This window comes from Streptosporangium sp. NPDC049248 (assembly GCF_040678965.1).
GTDB classification, from domain to species: Bacteria; Actinomycetota; Actinomycetes; order Streptosporangiales; family Streptosporangiaceae; genus Streptosporangium; species Streptosporangium fukuiense.
In genome coordinates, this window is the sequence record NZ_JBFAQY010000062.1 from 1 (window position 1) to 16,143 (window position 16,143).

The 16,143-nt window shown below is 69.3% G+C and carries 14 protein-coding genes; 5 read left to right on the forward strand and 9 right to left on the reverse strand.

All coding sequences use genetic code 11. The features are described 5' to 3' along the window. Nucleotides 1–265: 265 nt before the first annotated feature. Complete coding sequence (locus tag AB0K21_RS44205) at nt 266–733, reverse strand: effector binding domain-containing protein (protein WP_364159127.1); 468 nt, start codon at nt 731–733, stop codon at nt 266–268. A gap of 135 nt (nt 734–868) precedes the next feature. On the opposite strand from AB0K21_RS44205, the gene AB0K21_RS44210 reads away from it, so the two are divergent. Together AB0K21_RS44210 and AB0K21_RS44215 are read left to right on the forward strand one after the other, a co-directional pair. Next, nucleotides 869–2,308 carry a GuaB1 family IMP dehydrogenase-related protein gene (locus AB0K21_RS44210; RefSeq protein ID WP_364159130.1) on the forward strand — a complete coding sequence of 480 codons (1,440 nt, stop codon included), beginning with the start codon at nt 869–871 and terminating at the stop codon, nt 2,306–2,308. Nucleotides 2,309–2,520: 212 nt separating this feature from the next. Continuing rightward, the gene (locus AB0K21_RS44215) at nt 2,521–3,393 is read left to right on the forward strand and encodes a general stress protein (protein WP_364159133.1); all 873 of its coding nucleotides are present in this window, start codon (nt 2,521–2,523) and stop codon (nt 3,391–3,393) included. A gap of 68 nt (nt 3,394–3,461) precedes the next feature. Here the strand turns inward: AB0K21_RS44215 and AB0K21_RS44220 are convergent, their stop codons facing one another. The 3 genes from AB0K21_RS44220 to AB0K21_RS44230 form a co-directional block, all read right to left on the reverse strand. After that, nucleotides 3,462–4,412 carry a carbohydrate ABC transporter permease gene (locus AB0K21_RS44220; RefSeq protein WP_343980253.1) on the reverse strand — a complete coding sequence of 317 codons (951 nt, stop codon included), beginning with the start codon at nt 4,410–4,412 and terminating at the stop codon, nt 3,462–3,464. A 46-nt stretch (nt 4,413–4,458) separates the two neighbouring features. Beyond that, the gene (locus AB0K21_RS44225; protein WP_343980250.1) at nt 4,459–5,433 is read right to left on the reverse strand and encodes a sugar ABC transporter permease; all 975 of its coding nucleotides are present in this window, start codon (nt 5,431–5,433) and stop codon (nt 4,459–4,461) included. Between the two features lie 82 nt (nt 5,434–5,515). Further along, nucleotides 5,516–6,871, reverse strand: a complete 1,356-nt coding sequence (locus AB0K21_RS44230) for an ABC transporter substrate-binding protein (protein ID WP_343980247.1) — start codon at nt 6,869–6,871, stop codon at nt 5,516–5,518. A 193-nt stretch (nt 6,872–7,064) separates the two neighbouring features. Here AB0K21_RS44230 and AB0K21_RS44235 point away from each other — a divergent pair, with 193 nt between their 5' ends. Both AB0K21_RS44235 and AB0K21_RS44240 read left to right on the forward strand, forming a co-directional pair. Beyond that, nucleotides 7,065–8,444 (forward strand): GH1 family beta-glucosidase, encoded by a 1,380-nt coding sequence (locus AB0K21_RS44235; protein ID WP_343980243.1) that lies wholly within the window; start codon nt 7,065–7,067, stop codon nt 8,442–8,444. Continuing rightward, the gene (locus tag AB0K21_RS44240) at nt 8,441–9,439 is read left to right on the forward strand and encodes a LacI family DNA-binding transcriptional regulator (protein WP_364159138.1); all 999 of its coding nucleotides are present in this window, start codon (nt 8,441–8,443) and stop codon (nt 9,437–9,439) included. The genes AB0K21_RS44235 and AB0K21_RS44240 overlap by 4 nt, the downstream gene beginning before the upstream one ends. On the opposite strand, the gene AB0K21_RS44245 is transcribed toward AB0K21_RS44240, so the two are convergent. From AB0K21_RS44245 to AB0K21_RS44265, 5 genes are all read right to left on the reverse strand, one after another. After that, on the reverse strand, nt 9,423–10,418 hold the full coding sequence (locus AB0K21_RS44245; protein ID WP_343980235.1) for a LacI family DNA-binding transcriptional regulator: 996 nt from the start codon (nt 10,416–10,418) through the stop codon (nt 9,423–9,425). The genes AB0K21_RS44240 and AB0K21_RS44245 overlap by 17 nt on opposite strands. A gap of 9 nt (nt 10,419–10,427) precedes the next feature. After that, nucleotides 10,428–11,846, reverse strand: coding sequence for a GH1 family beta-glucosidase (locus AB0K21_RS44250; protein ID WP_364159142.1), 1,419 nt, complete (start codon nt 11,844–11,846; stop codon nt 10,428–10,430). After that, nucleotides 11,843–12,694 carry a carbohydrate ABC transporter permease gene (locus AB0K21_RS44255; RefSeq protein ID WP_343980229.1) on the reverse strand — a complete coding sequence of 284 codons (852 nt, stop codon included), beginning with the start codon at nt 12,692–12,694 and terminating at the stop codon, nt 11,843–11,845. The genes AB0K21_RS44250 and AB0K21_RS44255 overlap by 4 nt, the downstream gene beginning before the upstream one ends. Beyond that, on the reverse strand, nt 12,691–13,662 hold the full coding sequence (locus AB0K21_RS44260; RefSeq protein ID WP_343980226.1) for a sugar ABC transporter permease: 972 nt from the start codon (nt 13,660–13,662) through the stop codon (nt 12,691–12,693). Before AB0K21_RS44260 ends, AB0K21_RS44255 begins: the two co-directional genes overlap by 4 nt. A gap of 102 nt (nt 13,663–13,764) precedes the next feature. Further along, nucleotides 13,765–15,066 carry an extracellular solute-binding protein gene (locus tag AB0K21_RS44265; RefSeq protein WP_343980223.1) on the reverse strand — a complete coding sequence of 434 codons (1,302 nt, stop codon included), beginning with the start codon at nt 15,064–15,066 and terminating at the stop codon, nt 13,765–13,767. A gap of 601 nt (nt 15,067–15,667) precedes the next feature. Between AB0K21_RS44265 and AB0K21_RS44270 the strand changes: the two genes are divergently transcribed. After that, complete coding sequence (locus AB0K21_RS44270; protein ID WP_343980220.1) at nt 15,668–16,042, forward strand: FKBP-type peptidyl-prolyl cis-trans isomerase; 375 nt, start codon at nt 15,668–15,670, stop codon at nt 16,040–16,042. Nucleotides 16,043–16,143 lie beyond the last annotated feature (101 nt).

Genomic DNA, 16,143 nt, shown 5'->3' on the forward strand with positions numbered 1-16,143 from the left:
GATTGGCGGCTTCGTTGCACAGACGCAGCGTGTCCGCCAGCGCCGCCTCCTGGGCGGGCGTGGGGAACAGTCGGACCTGCACAACGAATTTCACACTGTGAAGTTTAGCGTTGATTCGTCAAACGCGCGGCACCGTATGCGATTCCTCTCGGGCCTGAAGACCCGAGGTTCCTCGCAAGCACTGCTGAACGCGCACCCCCAGTGGCCGACTCCTTCCCCGCCGTCCTGAACCCGCCCCGGCGCGGCAGGAGCCGCGCCGGGCCGCTCAGCGCATCGGGGACAGGACCGCCGCGTAGATGTCGGCGCCCTCGGGGTGGTGCACCTCCACGTCGGTGGTGAAAGCCCGCGGCGGGGTTCCTCCCGACTCGGTGTGCTTCCACAGCCGCTGCCACTCCTCGGTCAGCACGTCCGGCATCTGCCCCCTGGCCTCCAGCTTCAGCGAGGGCACCCCCGGCACCCGGACCGCCACCATGCCCTCGGGCAGCGCGGCGGCACTGCGCACGGCCACCCCGACGATCTGGGTATAGGCGCCGTTGTGGTCGCTCTCGTAGTCGGTGAGCACCGCGTAGATGTTCTCGTCGACCCGTCCCGGCACGTGCGCGAAGGCCCCGGGGGCCCCCGCCCTCGCCCACAGCGCGCGGAGCCTTCCCCGACCCGGCTCCGCCTCGTCGGCGTTCGATGTTCGTACGGCATGGCCTACTACGAGCATCTCGGGCCGATCAACCAGGATCACAACGCCTCCTCATGGCCACCCACTTACTCACGCAAACCGGATCTTAGCCTCCGCTCCGACCTGCTGGATCCTCTTGGAGAGCAAGGAAAGGGGGAACGTTCACCTCTGGCAATTCGCGGGATAAGGTGGAATAACGTGAAATTTCTTAATGAGTCGGTACCGGCCTACGACCTGACCTACAGCGACGTGTTCATGGTGCCGTCGCTCTCCTCCGTCGGCTCACGGCTCGCCGTCGATCTCTCCAGCAGGGACGGCACCGGGACCACCATCCCCATCGTGGTCGCCAACATGACGGCCGTGGCGGGAAAGCGGATGGCCGAGACCGTCGCGCGCCGGGGCGGCATCACCGTGATCCCGCAGGACATCCCGATCGACGTGGTCGCAGGCGTCGTCGACTGGGTCAAAAAGCGCGACCTGGTCCACGACACACCGCTGACGCTCACCCCGCACGACACCGTCGGCGAGGCGCTCAACCTGCTGCCCAAACGGGCCCACGGCGCGATCATCGTCGTCGACTGGGAGAACCGCCCGGTCGGCGTGGTCACCGAGGGCGACTGTTCCGGCGTGGACATGTACACGCAGCTCTCCCGGGTGATGTCCGACAACCTGCTCACCCTGCCCACCGGGCTCGACCCCCGCGAGGTCTTCGACCGCCTCCACGAGGGCCGCCACCGGCTCGCCCCGGTCGTGGACGGCGACGGCCGGCTGGTCGGCATCCTGACCAGGACCGGCGCGCTGCGCGCCACCCTGTACCAGCCCGCGGTCGACGCCTCGGGCAGGCTCCGCGTCGCCGCGGCCGTCGGCGTCAACGGCGACGTGGCCGCCAGGGCCAAGGAGATCCTCGACGCCGGGGTGGACTGCCTGGTGGTGGACACCGCCCACGGCCACCAGGAGAAGATGATCAGCGCCCTGCGGGCGGTCCGCGCGCTCGACCCCGGCGTACCCGTCGCGGCGGGCAACGTCGTCACCGCCGAGGGCGTGCGCGACCTGGTCGACGCGGGAGCCGACATCCTGAAGGTCGGCGTCGGCCCCGGGGCCATGTGCACCACCCGGATGATGACCGGTGTGGGCCGCCCGCAGTTCTCCGCCGTACTGGAGTGCTCCGCCGAGGCCCGCAGGCTGGGCCGCCACGTGTGGGCCGACGGAGGCGTCCGCCACCCCCGCGACGTGGCCCTGGCCCTGGCCGCCGGGGCGTCCAACGTGATGATCGGCTCCTGGTTCGCCGGTACCTACGAGTCGCCCGGCGACACCCGTACCGCTCCCGACGGGCGCAAGTACAAGGAGAACTTCGGGATGGCCTCGGCCCGCGCGGTGATGCTGCGCACCGCCGAGGACTCCCCCTTCGAGCGGGCCCGCAAGGCACTGTTCGAGGAGGGCATCTCCACCTCCAGGATGTACCTCGACCCGGCCATGCCCAGCGTCGAGGACCAGATCGACGCCATCGTGGCCGGCCTGCGCTCCTCGTGCACCTACGCGGGCGCCGCCACGCTGGAGGAGTTCCACGAGCGCGCGGTGATCGGTGTGCAGAGCGCGTCCGGCTACACCGAGGGCATGCCGCTCCACCAGAGTTGGTGACTCACCCGCCGGGGTGAGGCGCCGCCGTCCCCACGGCGCCCACCCCTCCCGGGACGTCCTCGCCGCACCGGTGGTCACCACCGGGCCCGCGCCGCGCCGCCGGCTGGACTCCCCCACCTCGCGGCAAGTTGCCGATGCGGGCGCGCATCCTGTCGCCGCCACGGGGTAGTCGGACCGTCGAGTCGTCCCCCACCCCCGAAAGGCGAGCACCCATGAACGAGACGCCCACCGGCCTGGACACGCAGGTCGTGGTGGACCGGAGGGTCCTGGCAGGCTACGACAACTACCTCGCGGCGCAGCGAACCGTGGACGGGCTCTCCGACGCGGGCTTCCCCGTCGAGAACGTGGCGATCGTCGGCAGCGACCTGAAACTCGAGGAGACCGTCACCGGCAGGGTGACCAACGGCCGGGCCGCGCTCACCGGAGCGGGCAGCGGTGCGGCCTTCGGCGCCGTGGTCGGGATGTTTCTCGGATTGTTCACCTCGACCACGCTGTCGTTCATCGTGCTCGTGCTCTGGGCCGCGCTGTGGGGCGCCGTGATGGGCGCCGCGTTCGGGTTCATCAACCATGTCTTCACCCGCGGCAAGCGGGACTTCGCCTCGCGCAGCGCGATCGTCGCCGGCCGCTACGACGTGCTGGTCACGGCCTCGCACCTGGACCACGCCCGCGCCATCCTGGAGTCGTCGCTCCCCGGTCCGGCCGACACCGTCGTCGTGGAGGTCCCGCCGTCGGCCGGTATGTACGACCCCGCCGCCGCGCAGACCACCGCCCCCGGCCACGCCACCCCCGCGCAGCCGCTCACCACGGACATCCCCCCGCAGCCGACCGCTCCCGGCCTCTCCGGCCGCCCGGTCACCTCCAACCTCCCCCCGCAGCCGGTCACCCCCGGCCTCTCCGCGCAGCCGGCCACCCCGGCTCCGCCCTCGGCCAGGCCGGTCACCCCCGCCCCTGACGCCCCCACCGGCACGCCGGGCACCGAGGACCGGCCCGCCCCGCCGCGGCCGAACGCCGCGGAGCACCCGGTCCCCTCGAAGGTGACCTCTCCCGACACCCGGCCGGCCGCGCCGGAACCGCCCCGCTCCTGAGGCGAACCCGGTACGTCCCGGGTGCCCGGGACGTACCGGAGACAGGCGGCCGAGAGCCCGGGGCCGGTTCAGCCCTTGACGCTGCCGGCGAGCAGGCCACGGACGAAGTAGCGCTGCATCGACAGGAAGACGATCAGCGGGATGACCAGCGAGACGAACGCGCCCGAGGTCAGGCGTTGCCACTCGTTGCCCTTGGTACCGGCCATCTGCGCCAGGCGTACGGTCATCGGCGCGCTGTCCGGAGTGCCGCCGGCGAAGATCAGGGCCACCAGCAGGTCGTTCCAGACCCAGAGGAACTGGAAGATGGCGAAGGTCGCCAGCGCGGGCCCGACCAGCGGCAGCACGATCGTGCGCAGCACCTTCCCGTGGCTGGCCCCGTCCACCCTGGCCGCCTCCATGAGCTCGCCGGGGAGCTCGGACATGAAGTTGTGCAGCAGGAAGACGCCCAGCGGCAGCGCGAAGCAGGTGTGCGCGAACCAGACCTGGACGAAGCGGGCCGGCCCCTCCAGGTCCCAGGCCGGCAGCAGCTGGACGCCGAAGACGGCCACGCCCTCGGAGAAGAACGACAGCAGCGGTACCAGCGACATCTGCAGCGGCACGATCTGCAGCGCGAAGATGCCGATGTAGATCCACTCACGCCCGCGGAACGGCAGCCAGGCCAGCGCGTACGCCGCGAAGGTGGCCAGCGCCAGCGGGAAGAGCACCGACGGGATCGTGATGACCACCGAGTTGATCAGGAAGCTCATCATCTGGCCGGACGACGAGGAGGTGCCGAACAGGACCTGCTGGTAGTTCTCCAGCGTGAGCTGCGGATCGGAGAAGAACGTCCACCAGCCGGTGGTCTTGATCTGGTCCTCCGGGCGCAGCGAGGAGAGCAGCAGGCCGAAGGTCGGGGTGGTCCACAGGACGGCGATGACGATCGCGACGGCACTGGCGGCCCGGCCGCTCAACCGCCGCCGTACGCGTTGCGGCGCGTTCTCCACCCGGGTCCGCACCGCGGTCTGGGTCAACGTGGCCACGTGGCCTCCTCCGTCCGGGGCGTGCTCGCGCAGCCTGATCGCCCGGTCACCTCAGGGCCTCCCTGCGCTGGCGGATCTGGTAGATCACGATCGGGGTGACCAGTACGAACAGGAAGACCGCGAGGGCCGCGCCCTTGCCCGTCTCGCCGTACCTGAAGGCCTGGTTGTACATCTCGTTGGCGATGACGCTGGTGTCGAACTGGCCGCCGGTCATGGTGCGGACGATGTCGAACAGCTTGAGCGTGCCGATCGACTGGGTGACCGCCACGACGACGATGGCCGAGCGGATGGAGGGCAGCGTCACCCTGAAGAACATCTGCAGCGGGGTGGCCCCGTCCAGCTTGGCGGCCTCGACGATCTCGGCGGGGATGCCCTTGATGGCCGCCGAGAGCACGACGGTGGCGAAGCCCGCCTGGATCCAGACCATGACCACGATCAGGAAGAGCGTGTTGATCGGGGGTTCCTGGAGCCACTGCTGCGGCTCGCCGCCGAAGGCGACCACGAGCTGGTTGAGCAGGCCGATCTGGTCCTGCTCCTCGGAGCGGTAGGCGTAGACGAAGCGCCAGATGATGCCCGCGCCGACGAAGGAGATCGCCATCGGCAGGAAGACCAGCGACTTGGCGAGCGCCTCGAAGCGGGTGCGGTCCACCAGGACGGCGTAGACCAGACCGACCGAGGTCACGAGCAGCGGGACGAGCAGCACCCAGATCAGGGTGTTGCGCAGTACGGTCACCGCTTCCGGCTGGGTGAACATCCAGCCGTAGTTGTCCATGCCGACCCACTGCTGGCCGTCACCGCTCATGAACGACAGCAGGGTGGTCCGCACGGCCGGGATGACCAGGCCGATGATGAGCAGCAGGAGTGCGGGCAGCAGCAGGATGGTGGCGTGGGTCCAGGCGCGCCGGCGCATCGGGGCGCGGTCGACCAGCACCAGTATCACCGCGACCACCACCAGGAACGCGGCGACGCCGATCAGCAGTTGGACGAGTTTGGGCAGTTCGGCGGCGAAGTCGAAGTCCATCGGAGGATCTCCCGGGAGGATCGGGCCGGGGGGAACGACGGTCCGGTCCCGCGGGCCGCGGGACCGGACCTATCGAGTTATGTCAGGACTTGGGCCAGGAGGCCTCGATGTAGTCGAGGACCGTCTTGGTGTCCTTGCCGTTGATCCAGTCGGTCATGCCCTTCCAGAACGTGCCCGCGCCCACCGCGGCCGGCATCAGGTCCGAGCCGTCGAAGCGGAAGATCGTGCTCGGGTCCTGCAGCATCTCCATGGAGAGCTTGTCGATCGGGTTCTGGGCGTTGGCCGGGTCGACGCCCTTGCGGGCGGTGACGTAGGTGCCCAGCTTCATGCGGGCGGTGGGGAACTCGGCCGAGGCCAGGTAGGCCTGGACCGCCTGGACCTCGGGACGGTCGGCGAAGGCCGCCACGAACTCGCCCGCGCCGAGCACCGGCTTCTTGGCCGGGTCGTTGCCCGGCAGGTAGAAGGCGAACACGTCGCCGTCCTCGGCGACCTTGGTGCCCTCGGGCCAGAAGTTGGCGTAGAAGGACGCCTGGCGGTGCAGGGCGCACTTGCCCTGGGTGATCGGGACGCCGCCCTCCTGGAAGGCGGTGCTGGCGATCGACTTGACCGGGCCGTATCCGCCGTTGACGAACTTGTCGTTCTTGAGGATCGCACCGACCTTGTCCACCGCCGCGACGACCTTGGGGTCGTTGAAGGCCAGCTTGTGGGCCACCCAGTCGTCGTACCCCTCGGGGCCGATCTCCCGGAGCAGGATGTCCTCGATCCAGTCGGTGGCCGGCCAGCCGGTCGCGTCACCGGACTCGATGCCCGCGCACCACGGCTTGACGCCGGTGCCGGCGATCGTGGTGCTGAGCGTCATGAGCTCGTCCCAGGTCTTGGGGACGGCCCAGCCCTTCTCGGTGAACATCTTCGGCGAGTACCACACGAAGGACTTCACACTGGCGCCCAGCGGGGCACCGTAGAAGGTGCCGTCGACCGTGGCGTACTTGGCCCAGTCCTCCGACCAGCCCTCGGCGGTGAGTTTCTTGACCTCCTCGGAGGCGGGCTTGAGCTTGCCGGCCTTGGCGAAGCGCTCCAGGAGGCCCGGCTGGGGGAAGAAGGCGATGTCTGGGGGGTTGCCGCCGTCCGCGCGGACCTGGATCTGGGCCTCGAACTCGCCGGTGCCCTCGTAGGTGATCTTCATTCCGGTGCACGTGGCGAACGGCTTCCACGCCTGTTCGAAGAGGTCGGCCTCCACGTCGCGGATCGGCGAGTAGATGCTGACGGTCTTGCCCTCGTGCTTGCCGTACTGGCTGAATGCGGCGCATTCGGGGGACGTGCTGCTGCCGCCGCCCGCCGATGGCTTGGCCTCCGTGGATCCGCATGCGGTGGCGACCAGCGCCAGCCCTATGGTGCCCGCCACCAGGACGGCACGATTGGGCCGAGAGAGGAGCGACATGGACCTTCCTCCATATGTACATTGCCGGGGAGTGAGAGAGCGCTCTCTGGAAGAATTGTCCGCACACCACGCAATGTCAAGAACTGTGATATTACGGTTACAGTCTCATTTTTCTTGACACGATCCGTGCGATACCGTGATGCTCGTGAGAGCGCTCTCACGAAACAGCCACACAGAATGGGACGGTGAGGACATGACCATGTCCGCCGAAAAGTCCTACGACCTTCGGGACTCCGGCGTGCTGAGGTTTCCCGAGGGCTTCGTCTGGGGTGCCGCGACCGCGGCCTACCAGATCGAGGGCGCAGCCCGGGACGACGGCAGGGGGCCCTCGATCTGGGACACCTTCTCCCGGACCCCTGGCAAGGTCTACTCGGGTCACACCGGTGACGTCGCGTGCGACCACTACCACCGCTATCCCGAGGACGTCGCCATCATGCGCGACCTCGGCCTCGCGGCCTACCGCTTCTCCATCTCCTGGCCCCGCCTGCAGCCCGACGGCTCGGGCCCGGTGAACCCGCGCGGTCTGGACTTCTACGACCGCCTCGTCGACGAACTCCTCGGCGCGGGCATCACCCCGATCGTGACGCTCTACCACTGGGACCTGCCGCAGACCCTGGAGGATCTCGGCGGCTGGACCAACAGGGAGACCGCCGCGCACTTCGCCGACTACGCCGCGATCGCGCACGGCCGGCTGGGTGACCGGGTCGAGACCTGGACCACCCTGAACGAGCCCTGGTGCTCGGCCTTCCTCGGGTACGCCTCGGGCATCCACGCCCCCGGCCTCGCCGAGCCCGCGCTGGGCTTCGCCGCCACCCACCACCTGCTGCTCGGCCACGGCCTGGCCGTCCAGGCACTGCGCGCCTCCGGCGCCACCAAGGTCGGCATCACGCTCAACCTCGCCCCCGTGCTCGGCGACGACGTCGCGGCGACCGAGCTCGTCGACGGCCTGCAGAACCGGATCTTCCTGGACCCGGTGCTCCGCGGCGAGTATCCCGCCGACGTCGTGGAGCGGGCCCGCCGTTTCACCGACTGGTCCTTCGTGCGGGACGGGGACCTGGAGACCATCAGCCGGCCGATCGACCTGCTGGGCGTGAACTACTACCACCCGCAGACCGTGGCCGCCCGCACCGGTGAGCCCGCCAACCCCGTCTACCCGGGCAGCGAGGGCATCGCCTTCGGTCTCGCCGACGCGCCGAAGACCGCGATGGGCTGGCCGGTCCAGCCGTTCGGCCTGACCGATCTGCTCCTGCGGCTCTCGCGCGACTATCCGGGCACCCCACTGATCATCACCGAGAACGGCGCCGCCTACGACGACGTCGTCGAGGACGGCGAGGTGCACGACGTCGGCCGCCTCTCCTATCTCGACGGGCACCTGCGCGCGGCGCACGCGGCCATCGAGGGTGGTGCGGACCTACGCGGTTACCTCGTCTGGTCCCTGCTGGACAACTTCGAGTGGGCCGAAGGGTACCGCAAACGCTTTGGCGTCGTACACGTCGATTACGGAACCCAACGCCGTACCCCCAAGGACAGCGCCCTGTGGTACAGCAAGGTAGTACGCCGGAACGGGCTGTGAGGGCCCGACCAACCCTGGAGAAGGTGGCCGCCCGGGCCGGTGTGTCCCGGGCGACCGCCTCACGCGTGGTCAACGGCTCCACGCGCGTGGCGCCGGAGATACGCGAGGCGGTCAACCGCGCCGTGGACGAACTGGGCTACGTGCCCAACCAGGCGGCACGGAGCCTGGTCACCCAGCGGGCCGACTCGATCGCCCTCGTCTTCCCCGAACCGGCGACCCGGGTCTTCTCCGAGGACCCCACCTTCTCCGGGATCATCCGGGGGGTCAGCATGGAGATCGAGGAGGCCGACAAGCAGCTCGTGCTGATGCTCACCGGCCTGGCCGGCGGCTACCAGCGGGTCGAGCGCTACGCCACCAACGGCCATGTGGACGGCGTGATCATCGCCTCTATGCACGGAACCGACCCGCTGCCCGGCGTCCTCGCCAGGCGCGGCGTGCCGGTGGTGTGCAGCGGCCGGCCCAGCGTGCCCAGCAGCCTGCCGTACGTGGACATGGACAACGTCGGCGGTGCCGAGCGCGCGGTGCGGCACCTGATGGAGCAGGGGCGCCGCCGGATCGCCACCATCGCGGGACCGCAGGACATGATCGCCGGGATCGACCGGCTCAACGGCTACCGCGCCGTGCTGCGTGACTCCGACCGCCGCTCCATCGTCGCGGTCGGCGACTTCACCCGGGAGTCGGGTACGTCGGCGATGCGGCAGCTGCTCGCCGACGACCCGGAGCTCGACGCGGTGTTCGTGGCCAACGACCTGATGGCACTGGGCGCGCTCACGGCCCTGCGCCAGGCGGGGCGGCAGGTGCCCGGCGACGTCGCGGTGGTCGGCTTCGACGACATCCCCGCCGCGTCCTACACCGAACCCCCGCTGACCACGGTCAGGCAGCCGACCGTCGAGATGGGGCGGAGGCTCGCCCGCATGGTGCTCGATTTGGAGGAGAAGGCACAGGTGATGCTCCCCACCGAACTGGTCGTCCGGGGGTCTACGACGACGCCCTGACGACCAGTTCGGTGGCGACGATCACGGTCTCGGCGGGCCCCCCGTCGAGGAGGCCGAGCAGGAGGCGGACCATGGCCGCGGCCTGCTCGGCGTGCGGGGTGTGGATGGTCGTGAGCGGCGGGTCGGTGTAGCGGGCGGCCTCTATGTCGTCGTAACCGACGATCGCGACGTCCCCGGGGATCTGCCGCCCCGCCTGGCGGAGTGCGTGCATGGCGCCGATCGCCATCAGGTCGTTGGCGGCGAAGACCGCGTCGAGCTCCGGGTCGTCGGCGAGCAGCTGCCGCATCGCGATCGCCCCGGACTCCCGGGTGAAGTCGCCGACCGCGATGATGGAGCGGCGGTCGGAGTCGCGGAGCACCTCGCGGTACCCGGCCAGCCGGTCCTGGCCGCCGATCATGTCCAGCGGCCCGGCGATGGTGGCGATGCGCCGCCTGCCCTGCTCCAGCAGGTGCCGCACGGCGGTGGCCGCGCCGGCGACGTTGTCGTTGTCGACGTACGGCATCGCGACCGGCACGGCCGGCCTGCCGTAGGAGACGACCGGGACGCGCAGCCGGGTGAGCGCGACCGGCAGCGGGTCGGCGCCGTGGCTCGACACGAGCATGACGCCGTCGACGTGACCGCCGGCTATGTAGTTCTCCACCCGGGCGTGGCTCTCCGGCGACCCGGCCAGCAGCAGCACGACCTGCTTGTTGACGGCCTCCAGCTCCAGGCTGGCCGAGCGGATGACCGTGGAGAACATCGGGTCGTCGGAGAACACCCGGTTCGGCGACTCCGAGACGACCAGCGCGACCGAGTTGGTCCGCTGGGTCGCGAGGTTCCTCGCCGCCCCGTTGGGCACGTAGCCGAGCTCGTTCACCGCGCGCATGACCAGTTCTCGGATGTCGGCGGTGACCGTGGTCTGGCCGTTCACCACCCGGGAGACTGTCGACCGGGAGACCCCGGCACGGGCGGCGACCGCCTCCAGGGTGGGTCGTTTCATCGTGTTCCTCTACAATCCGTTGCGCGCGATGACCTCGCGATACCAGAGCGCGCTGTCCTTGAGCAGGCGCCGCTGGGTGGCGAAGTCGACATGTACGATCCCGAACCTCCGCCGGTACCCCTCGGCCCATTCGAAATTATCCAGCAGGGACCAGAGCAGGTAACCACGCACGTCCGCCCCGTCCGCGATCGCGGCGTGCACGGCGCGCAGGTGGCCGTCCAGATAGTCGGTCCTGCGCGCGTCGTGGACGCGGCCGCCCTCCACGACGTCGTCGAATGCCGCGCCGTTCTCCGTGATGATCAGGCCGACCTCCGGGTAGTCGTCGGAGAGCCGCACCAGCAGGCGGGAGAGCCCGTTCGGCACGATCGGCCAGCCCATCGCGGTGGCCGGCACGCCGTCCACCGGGCAGAACCTGATGTCCTCGCTGCCCGGCCACGCCGCGTCGGCCGCCCGCCCCGGACCCGACTCCACCACGCATGGGTTGTAGTAGTTGATCCCCAGCAGGTCGATCGGCTGGTTGATGATCGCCAGGTCGCCGTCCCGGATGTGCTCGACGCCCCCGTTGCGCCCGACGATGTCGAGGAACTCGGCGGGATACTCCCCGCGCACTGCGGGGTCGACGAACTGCCTGGTCAGCAGGGTGTCGATCCGGCCGACCGCCTCCGCGTCCGCCTCCGAGGGCGCGGCCCCCGGATCGGCCACCTGAGCCGGGGTGATCACCGGCGACAGGTTGAGGACCAGCGAGATCTCTCGTGCGCCCGCCTCGCGGAGCGCCCGTGCCGCCAGCCCGTGTCCCAGCAGCATGTGGTGGGCCGCGCGGAAGGCCGCCGCGGGGTCGGTCCTGCCGGGCGCGTGCACCCCGTTGCCGTAGCCGAGGAAGGCCGCCACCCACGGCTCGTTGAGGGTCGTCCAGTTGTGGACGCGATCCCCCAGCCGCGCGTACACGGCCGCCGCGTACTCGGCGAACCGGTAGGCGGTGTCGCGCTCGGGCCACCCCCCCGCGTCCTCCAGCGCCTGCGGAAGATCCCAGTGGTAGAGGGTGACGTACGGCGTGATGCCCGCCTCCAGCAGCCGGTCCACCAGGCGGCTGTAGAAGTCCAGGCCCCGCGCGTTGACAGGGCCGCTCCCGTGCGGCTGGACCCTGGGCCAGGCCACCGAGAACCGGTACGCCGCCAGGCCCAGCTCGCTCATCAGCGAGACGTCGTCGGCGTGACGGAAGTAGTGGTCGCACGCCACGTCGCCGGTGTCGCCCCCGGCGACCTTGCCCGGGGTACGCGAGAAGGTGTCCCAGATCGAGGGCCCGCGGCCGTCCTCCTTCGCGGCCCCCTCGATCTGGTAGGACGCGGTGGCCGCACCCCAGACGAAACCGATGGGGAAGTCCGCACGCCCTTCCGTAAGAGTGGCCCCCCGAGTGCCGACGACGGTCATCCTTTCACCGCTCCCTGCATGATTCCTCCGATGATCTGTTTACCGAGAAGAGCGAACACCAGCATCAGCGGCAGGGTGCCGAGCGTGGTGCCCGCCAGGCCGAGCACGTAGTCGTTGACGTACCCGCTGGCCAGTGTGGACAGGGCGACCTGCACCGTCGGATCCTCCGGGGTCAGCACGACCAGCGGCCAGAAGTAGTCGTTCCAGACGGACATGAAGGTGAGCATGCCCAGCACCGCCGCCGCCGGGCGGGCGGCCGGAAGCACGACGTGCCAGAACAGGCCCCAGGTGCTGCAGCCGTCGACCCGGCCGGCCTCGAGCAGCTCGGTCGGCAGTGCCCGGGACAGGTACTGGGTCATGAAGAACACGCCGAACGCGTTGACGAGCGCGGGCACGATCAGCGCGTACATGGTGCCGGTCCACTCCAGCTTCACCATCAGCATGTACAGCGGGATGATGCCGAGCTGGGTCGGCACCATCATGGTCGCCACGGTGAGCAGGAGCAGGGCGTTGCGGCCGCGGAAACGCAGCTTGGCGAAGGCGAACCCGGCCAGCGTGGAGAAGAACATCACCGCGATCGCGACGGAGCCGGAGACCAGGACGGAGTTGACCATCGCCAGGGCGAAGGGGACGGTGTCGAAGACGCGGGCGACGTTGGCGAAGAAGTTGCCGCCGGGCACCAGCGGCGGCGGGACGTCGGCCAGGGCCGCGTTGTCGCGGGAGGCCACCACGATGCTGTAGTAGAGCGGCAGCATGGAGAAGAACGCCACCGCCGCCAGCGTGAGATAGGTGAGCCTGCGGGCGGCCTCGGAGCGCCGGGTTCCGGAGACGGCGGTGCGGGCGCTCACGTCAGCCCTCCCTTCGCGCGGCGGGTGATCAGGTAGTTGACGCCGGCGACCAGGACGATGAAGACGAACATCATCCAGGAGATGGCCGAGGCGTAGCCGAAGTCGAGCTTGGTGAAGTTCTCGTAGATGAACAGCGAGAGCGTCTGGTACTGCCGGTCCACCCCTCCGGTGATCATGTAGGAGCCGAACAGCAGCGGCTCGGCGAGGATCTGCATGGCGCCGATCGTCGAGGTGATGACGACGAAGACGATCGTGGGCCTGATCATCGGGACGGTGATCCTGCGGAGCTGGGTCATGTCGCTCGCGCCGTCGAGGGTGGCCGCCTCGTACAGCTCACGCGGCACGGCCTGCATGGCCGCCAGGAAGATCAGCGCGTTGTAGCCCGTCCACCGCCACATGATCATGATGGAGATGGCGACGTGGGAGCTCAGCACGCCCTCGTTCCAGGCGACACCGCCGACGCCGAACAGCGACAGCATCCAGTTGATCATGCCGAAGTCGCGGCCGAAGAGCTGGCTGAAGATGACCACCACCGCGACCACGCTGGTCACGTTGGGCAGCAGCAGCGTGATGCGGAAGAAGGTCTGCGCCCGCAACGGCCGGTTCAGCAGGTGGGCCAGCCAGATGGCCAGCAGCAGTTGCGGAACCGTGGACAGCACCCCGATGGACAGGGTGTTGAAGGTGGCGTTCCAGAAGTAGTCGTCGGCGAGCAGCGTCCTGAAGTTCTCCAGGCCGACGAAGGGCTGCTCGTCCCGGAGCAGCGTCCACTCGTGCAGGCTCACCCAGGCGGTGTAGGCCAGGGGGAACAGCCCGAAGGCGGAGAACAGCAGGAAGAACGGGGCCACGTACGCGTACGGCGAGCCTTTGACGTCGAGTTGGTGGACCAGGTGGCGCTGGAGGCGGCGGCGAGGCCCCGTCGGCTTGCCCGCCGGGACAGCCGCCAGGCGATCGGGTGCCCGAGTGGCCATGGCAGCTCCTTTCGATGATTCGCTGTGGAAGAGCGGCGTACGGCTCATGTGGACGGCAGGCAGGTGGCCGACCGGTGCGAGACCAGTCGGCCGAAGGGGCGGCTACTTGATCCTGCCGACGTCCTCGAGCGCCTGCTTCCAGGCCTCCTCGGGGTTCTGCTTGCCCTGGTCGACCCGCTGGAGACCGTCGCCGATCGCCTTCAGGACGTCACCGGCCTTGGGACCGACGGGCTGTGGTTTGAGCGCCTTGGCGGCATCGGTGAAGATCTTGCCGATCGGCGCGTTGCCGAAGTACGGGTTGACGTACTCGGACACCGCCGGGTCGTCGTACAGGGCGGGCAGCGAGGGCAGCGCGCTGGCCTCCTTGAAGAGCTTGATCTGGCTCTCCTTGCTGGTCAGCAGGTTGATCAGCTCCGCCGCCTCCTTGGGGTGCCTGCCCTGCTTGGGCAGCACCAGGTGGGTGCCGCCCTGGTTGCCGCCGCCACCGGGCACCGCGGCGATGTCCCAGGTGCCCTCACCGGGCTTCTGGTCCTTGATCGTGCCGGTCTTCCAGGCCGGGCAGACCATGGTGGCGAAGGTGCCCTTGGCGATTCCGGTGTTCCACGGCGGCGAGAAGGCCGCGAGGTTGGCGGAGAGACCGTTGTCGATCATCTTCACGCCCGTGTCGAACGCCTTGCGCACTTCGGGGTTGGTGGCGGCGACGATGTTGTACTGGGCGTCGTAGAACCCGACGGGGGCCTGCTCGACCATGGCACGGAAGTGCTCTCCGGGGCCGTCGGTGAACTTGGCGCCCTCCACCTTGGCCGCGACGAACTTCTTGCCCGTCTCGACGTAGGCGTCCCACGTGGGCCAGAGCGCCGACACCTCGTCGCGGTCCGTGGGCAGGCCGGCCTTCTTGAACAGGTCGGGGCGGTAACACATGGCCAGGCCGCCGACGTCGGTGCCCAGCCCGATGAGCGAGGAACCGTCGTTGGAGACGCCCAGGTTCCACTTCCAGTCGAGGTACTCGCTCTGGCGCGAGTCCAGACCGTACTCCTTGAGGTTGTGGAACTTGTCGGGCACGGGGGTGAAGGCACCGATGTAGCCGCCCTCGACCGCGACCACGTCCGCGGCACCCGCGCCGGTGGTGAGCTGCGTGATGAGGTTGGTGTGGTGGTCGTTGAACTGCGCGCGGCGCTCCACGATCTCCACGTTGGGGTGGGTCTTCTTGAACTCCTCGTACAGCGGCGCGAAGTGGAAGTCGCTGAACAGTCCGACGGTCAGCTTGATCTTCTCGGCCGGCCGGGAGGCCGCCCCACCGTCTGCGGTGGTACCGCCGCTGTCGCCGCCACAGGCGGTAAGGCCCAGGGCCAGGGCGGAGGCGGCGACCATCGGGGCGAGGAACCGGTGGCGTGACTTACGCATGGAACCCTCCTAGGGGCCTCATAAATGATCATGGAGAGAGCGCTCCCTGAGCAGATTGATGCCAACGGGGTTGCCTGTCAACGGCCCCTTCGAATGCCGACCTGAGCCCTGAAGTCGACTTTTCCCGGAAAGCACCCTCCCAGGCTTCGGGGCGTTTTCCCAGGTCAAACATGTTTAAGAGTTAGATTTAGCGGTGGATGGAGCGCTCCCACAAAGAAAGGTCACATTAAGGTCGCGTTTCCATCGTGTTCCGCGATGCCGCTCCGGACCCTTGACACTCCTTGCGGGCCGGGTCACTCTCTCAACCAGAGAGCGCTCCCCAACGACTCTCAACAGGGCTCCGCCCGTCGCCGGCCACCCGCGGCGTGGATGCCGCCGACTGTGGACCAGATGGACCAGGTGGCCCGACGACCCGTCCCGCCATGCCCACGCGCGCCGTTACTCCGGTGGTGAATCCCGTGCGCCTTGTCTCCACGGTCCCTCCCCGAAGGACGACGCGGGAGCCATCCCGCCCCCGTGGCTCTCGTGGCGGCGCCGGACCCCGTAGAGTCGTCCGGCCGGTCGGAAATCGACCGGCGTGTATCCAACCAAGGAGAACCACGTGGCACTGGAGAAGCCGGAGATCGACTTTCCGGAAGGCGCCCCGCCCTCGGAGCTGGAGATCGTCGACATCGTCGTAGGAGACGGCCCGGAGGCCAAGCCAGGGCACCAGGTCACCGTGCACTACGTCGGCGTGGCCTTCTCGACGGGCGAGGAGTTCGACGCGTCGTGGAACCGCGGCGACGCCTTCCAGTTCCCGCTGGGCGGGGGCCGGGTCATCGCGGGCTGGGACCAGGGCGTCGCGGGCATGAAGGTCGGCGGCCGTCGCCGTCTCACCATCCCGCCGCACCTCGGCTACGGCAACGCCGGTGCGGGTAACCGCATCAAGCCGGGCGAGACGCTCATCTTCGTCGTGGACCTGCTCGGCGTGAGCTGACGCCCGGGAGGCGGAACGGCTACCGGTGGGTGGGCGGCCCCCGTCACCGAAGGGTCCGCGCCCACTACCCGGCCGGCGCCGACCACGTCGCCGTGCAACCC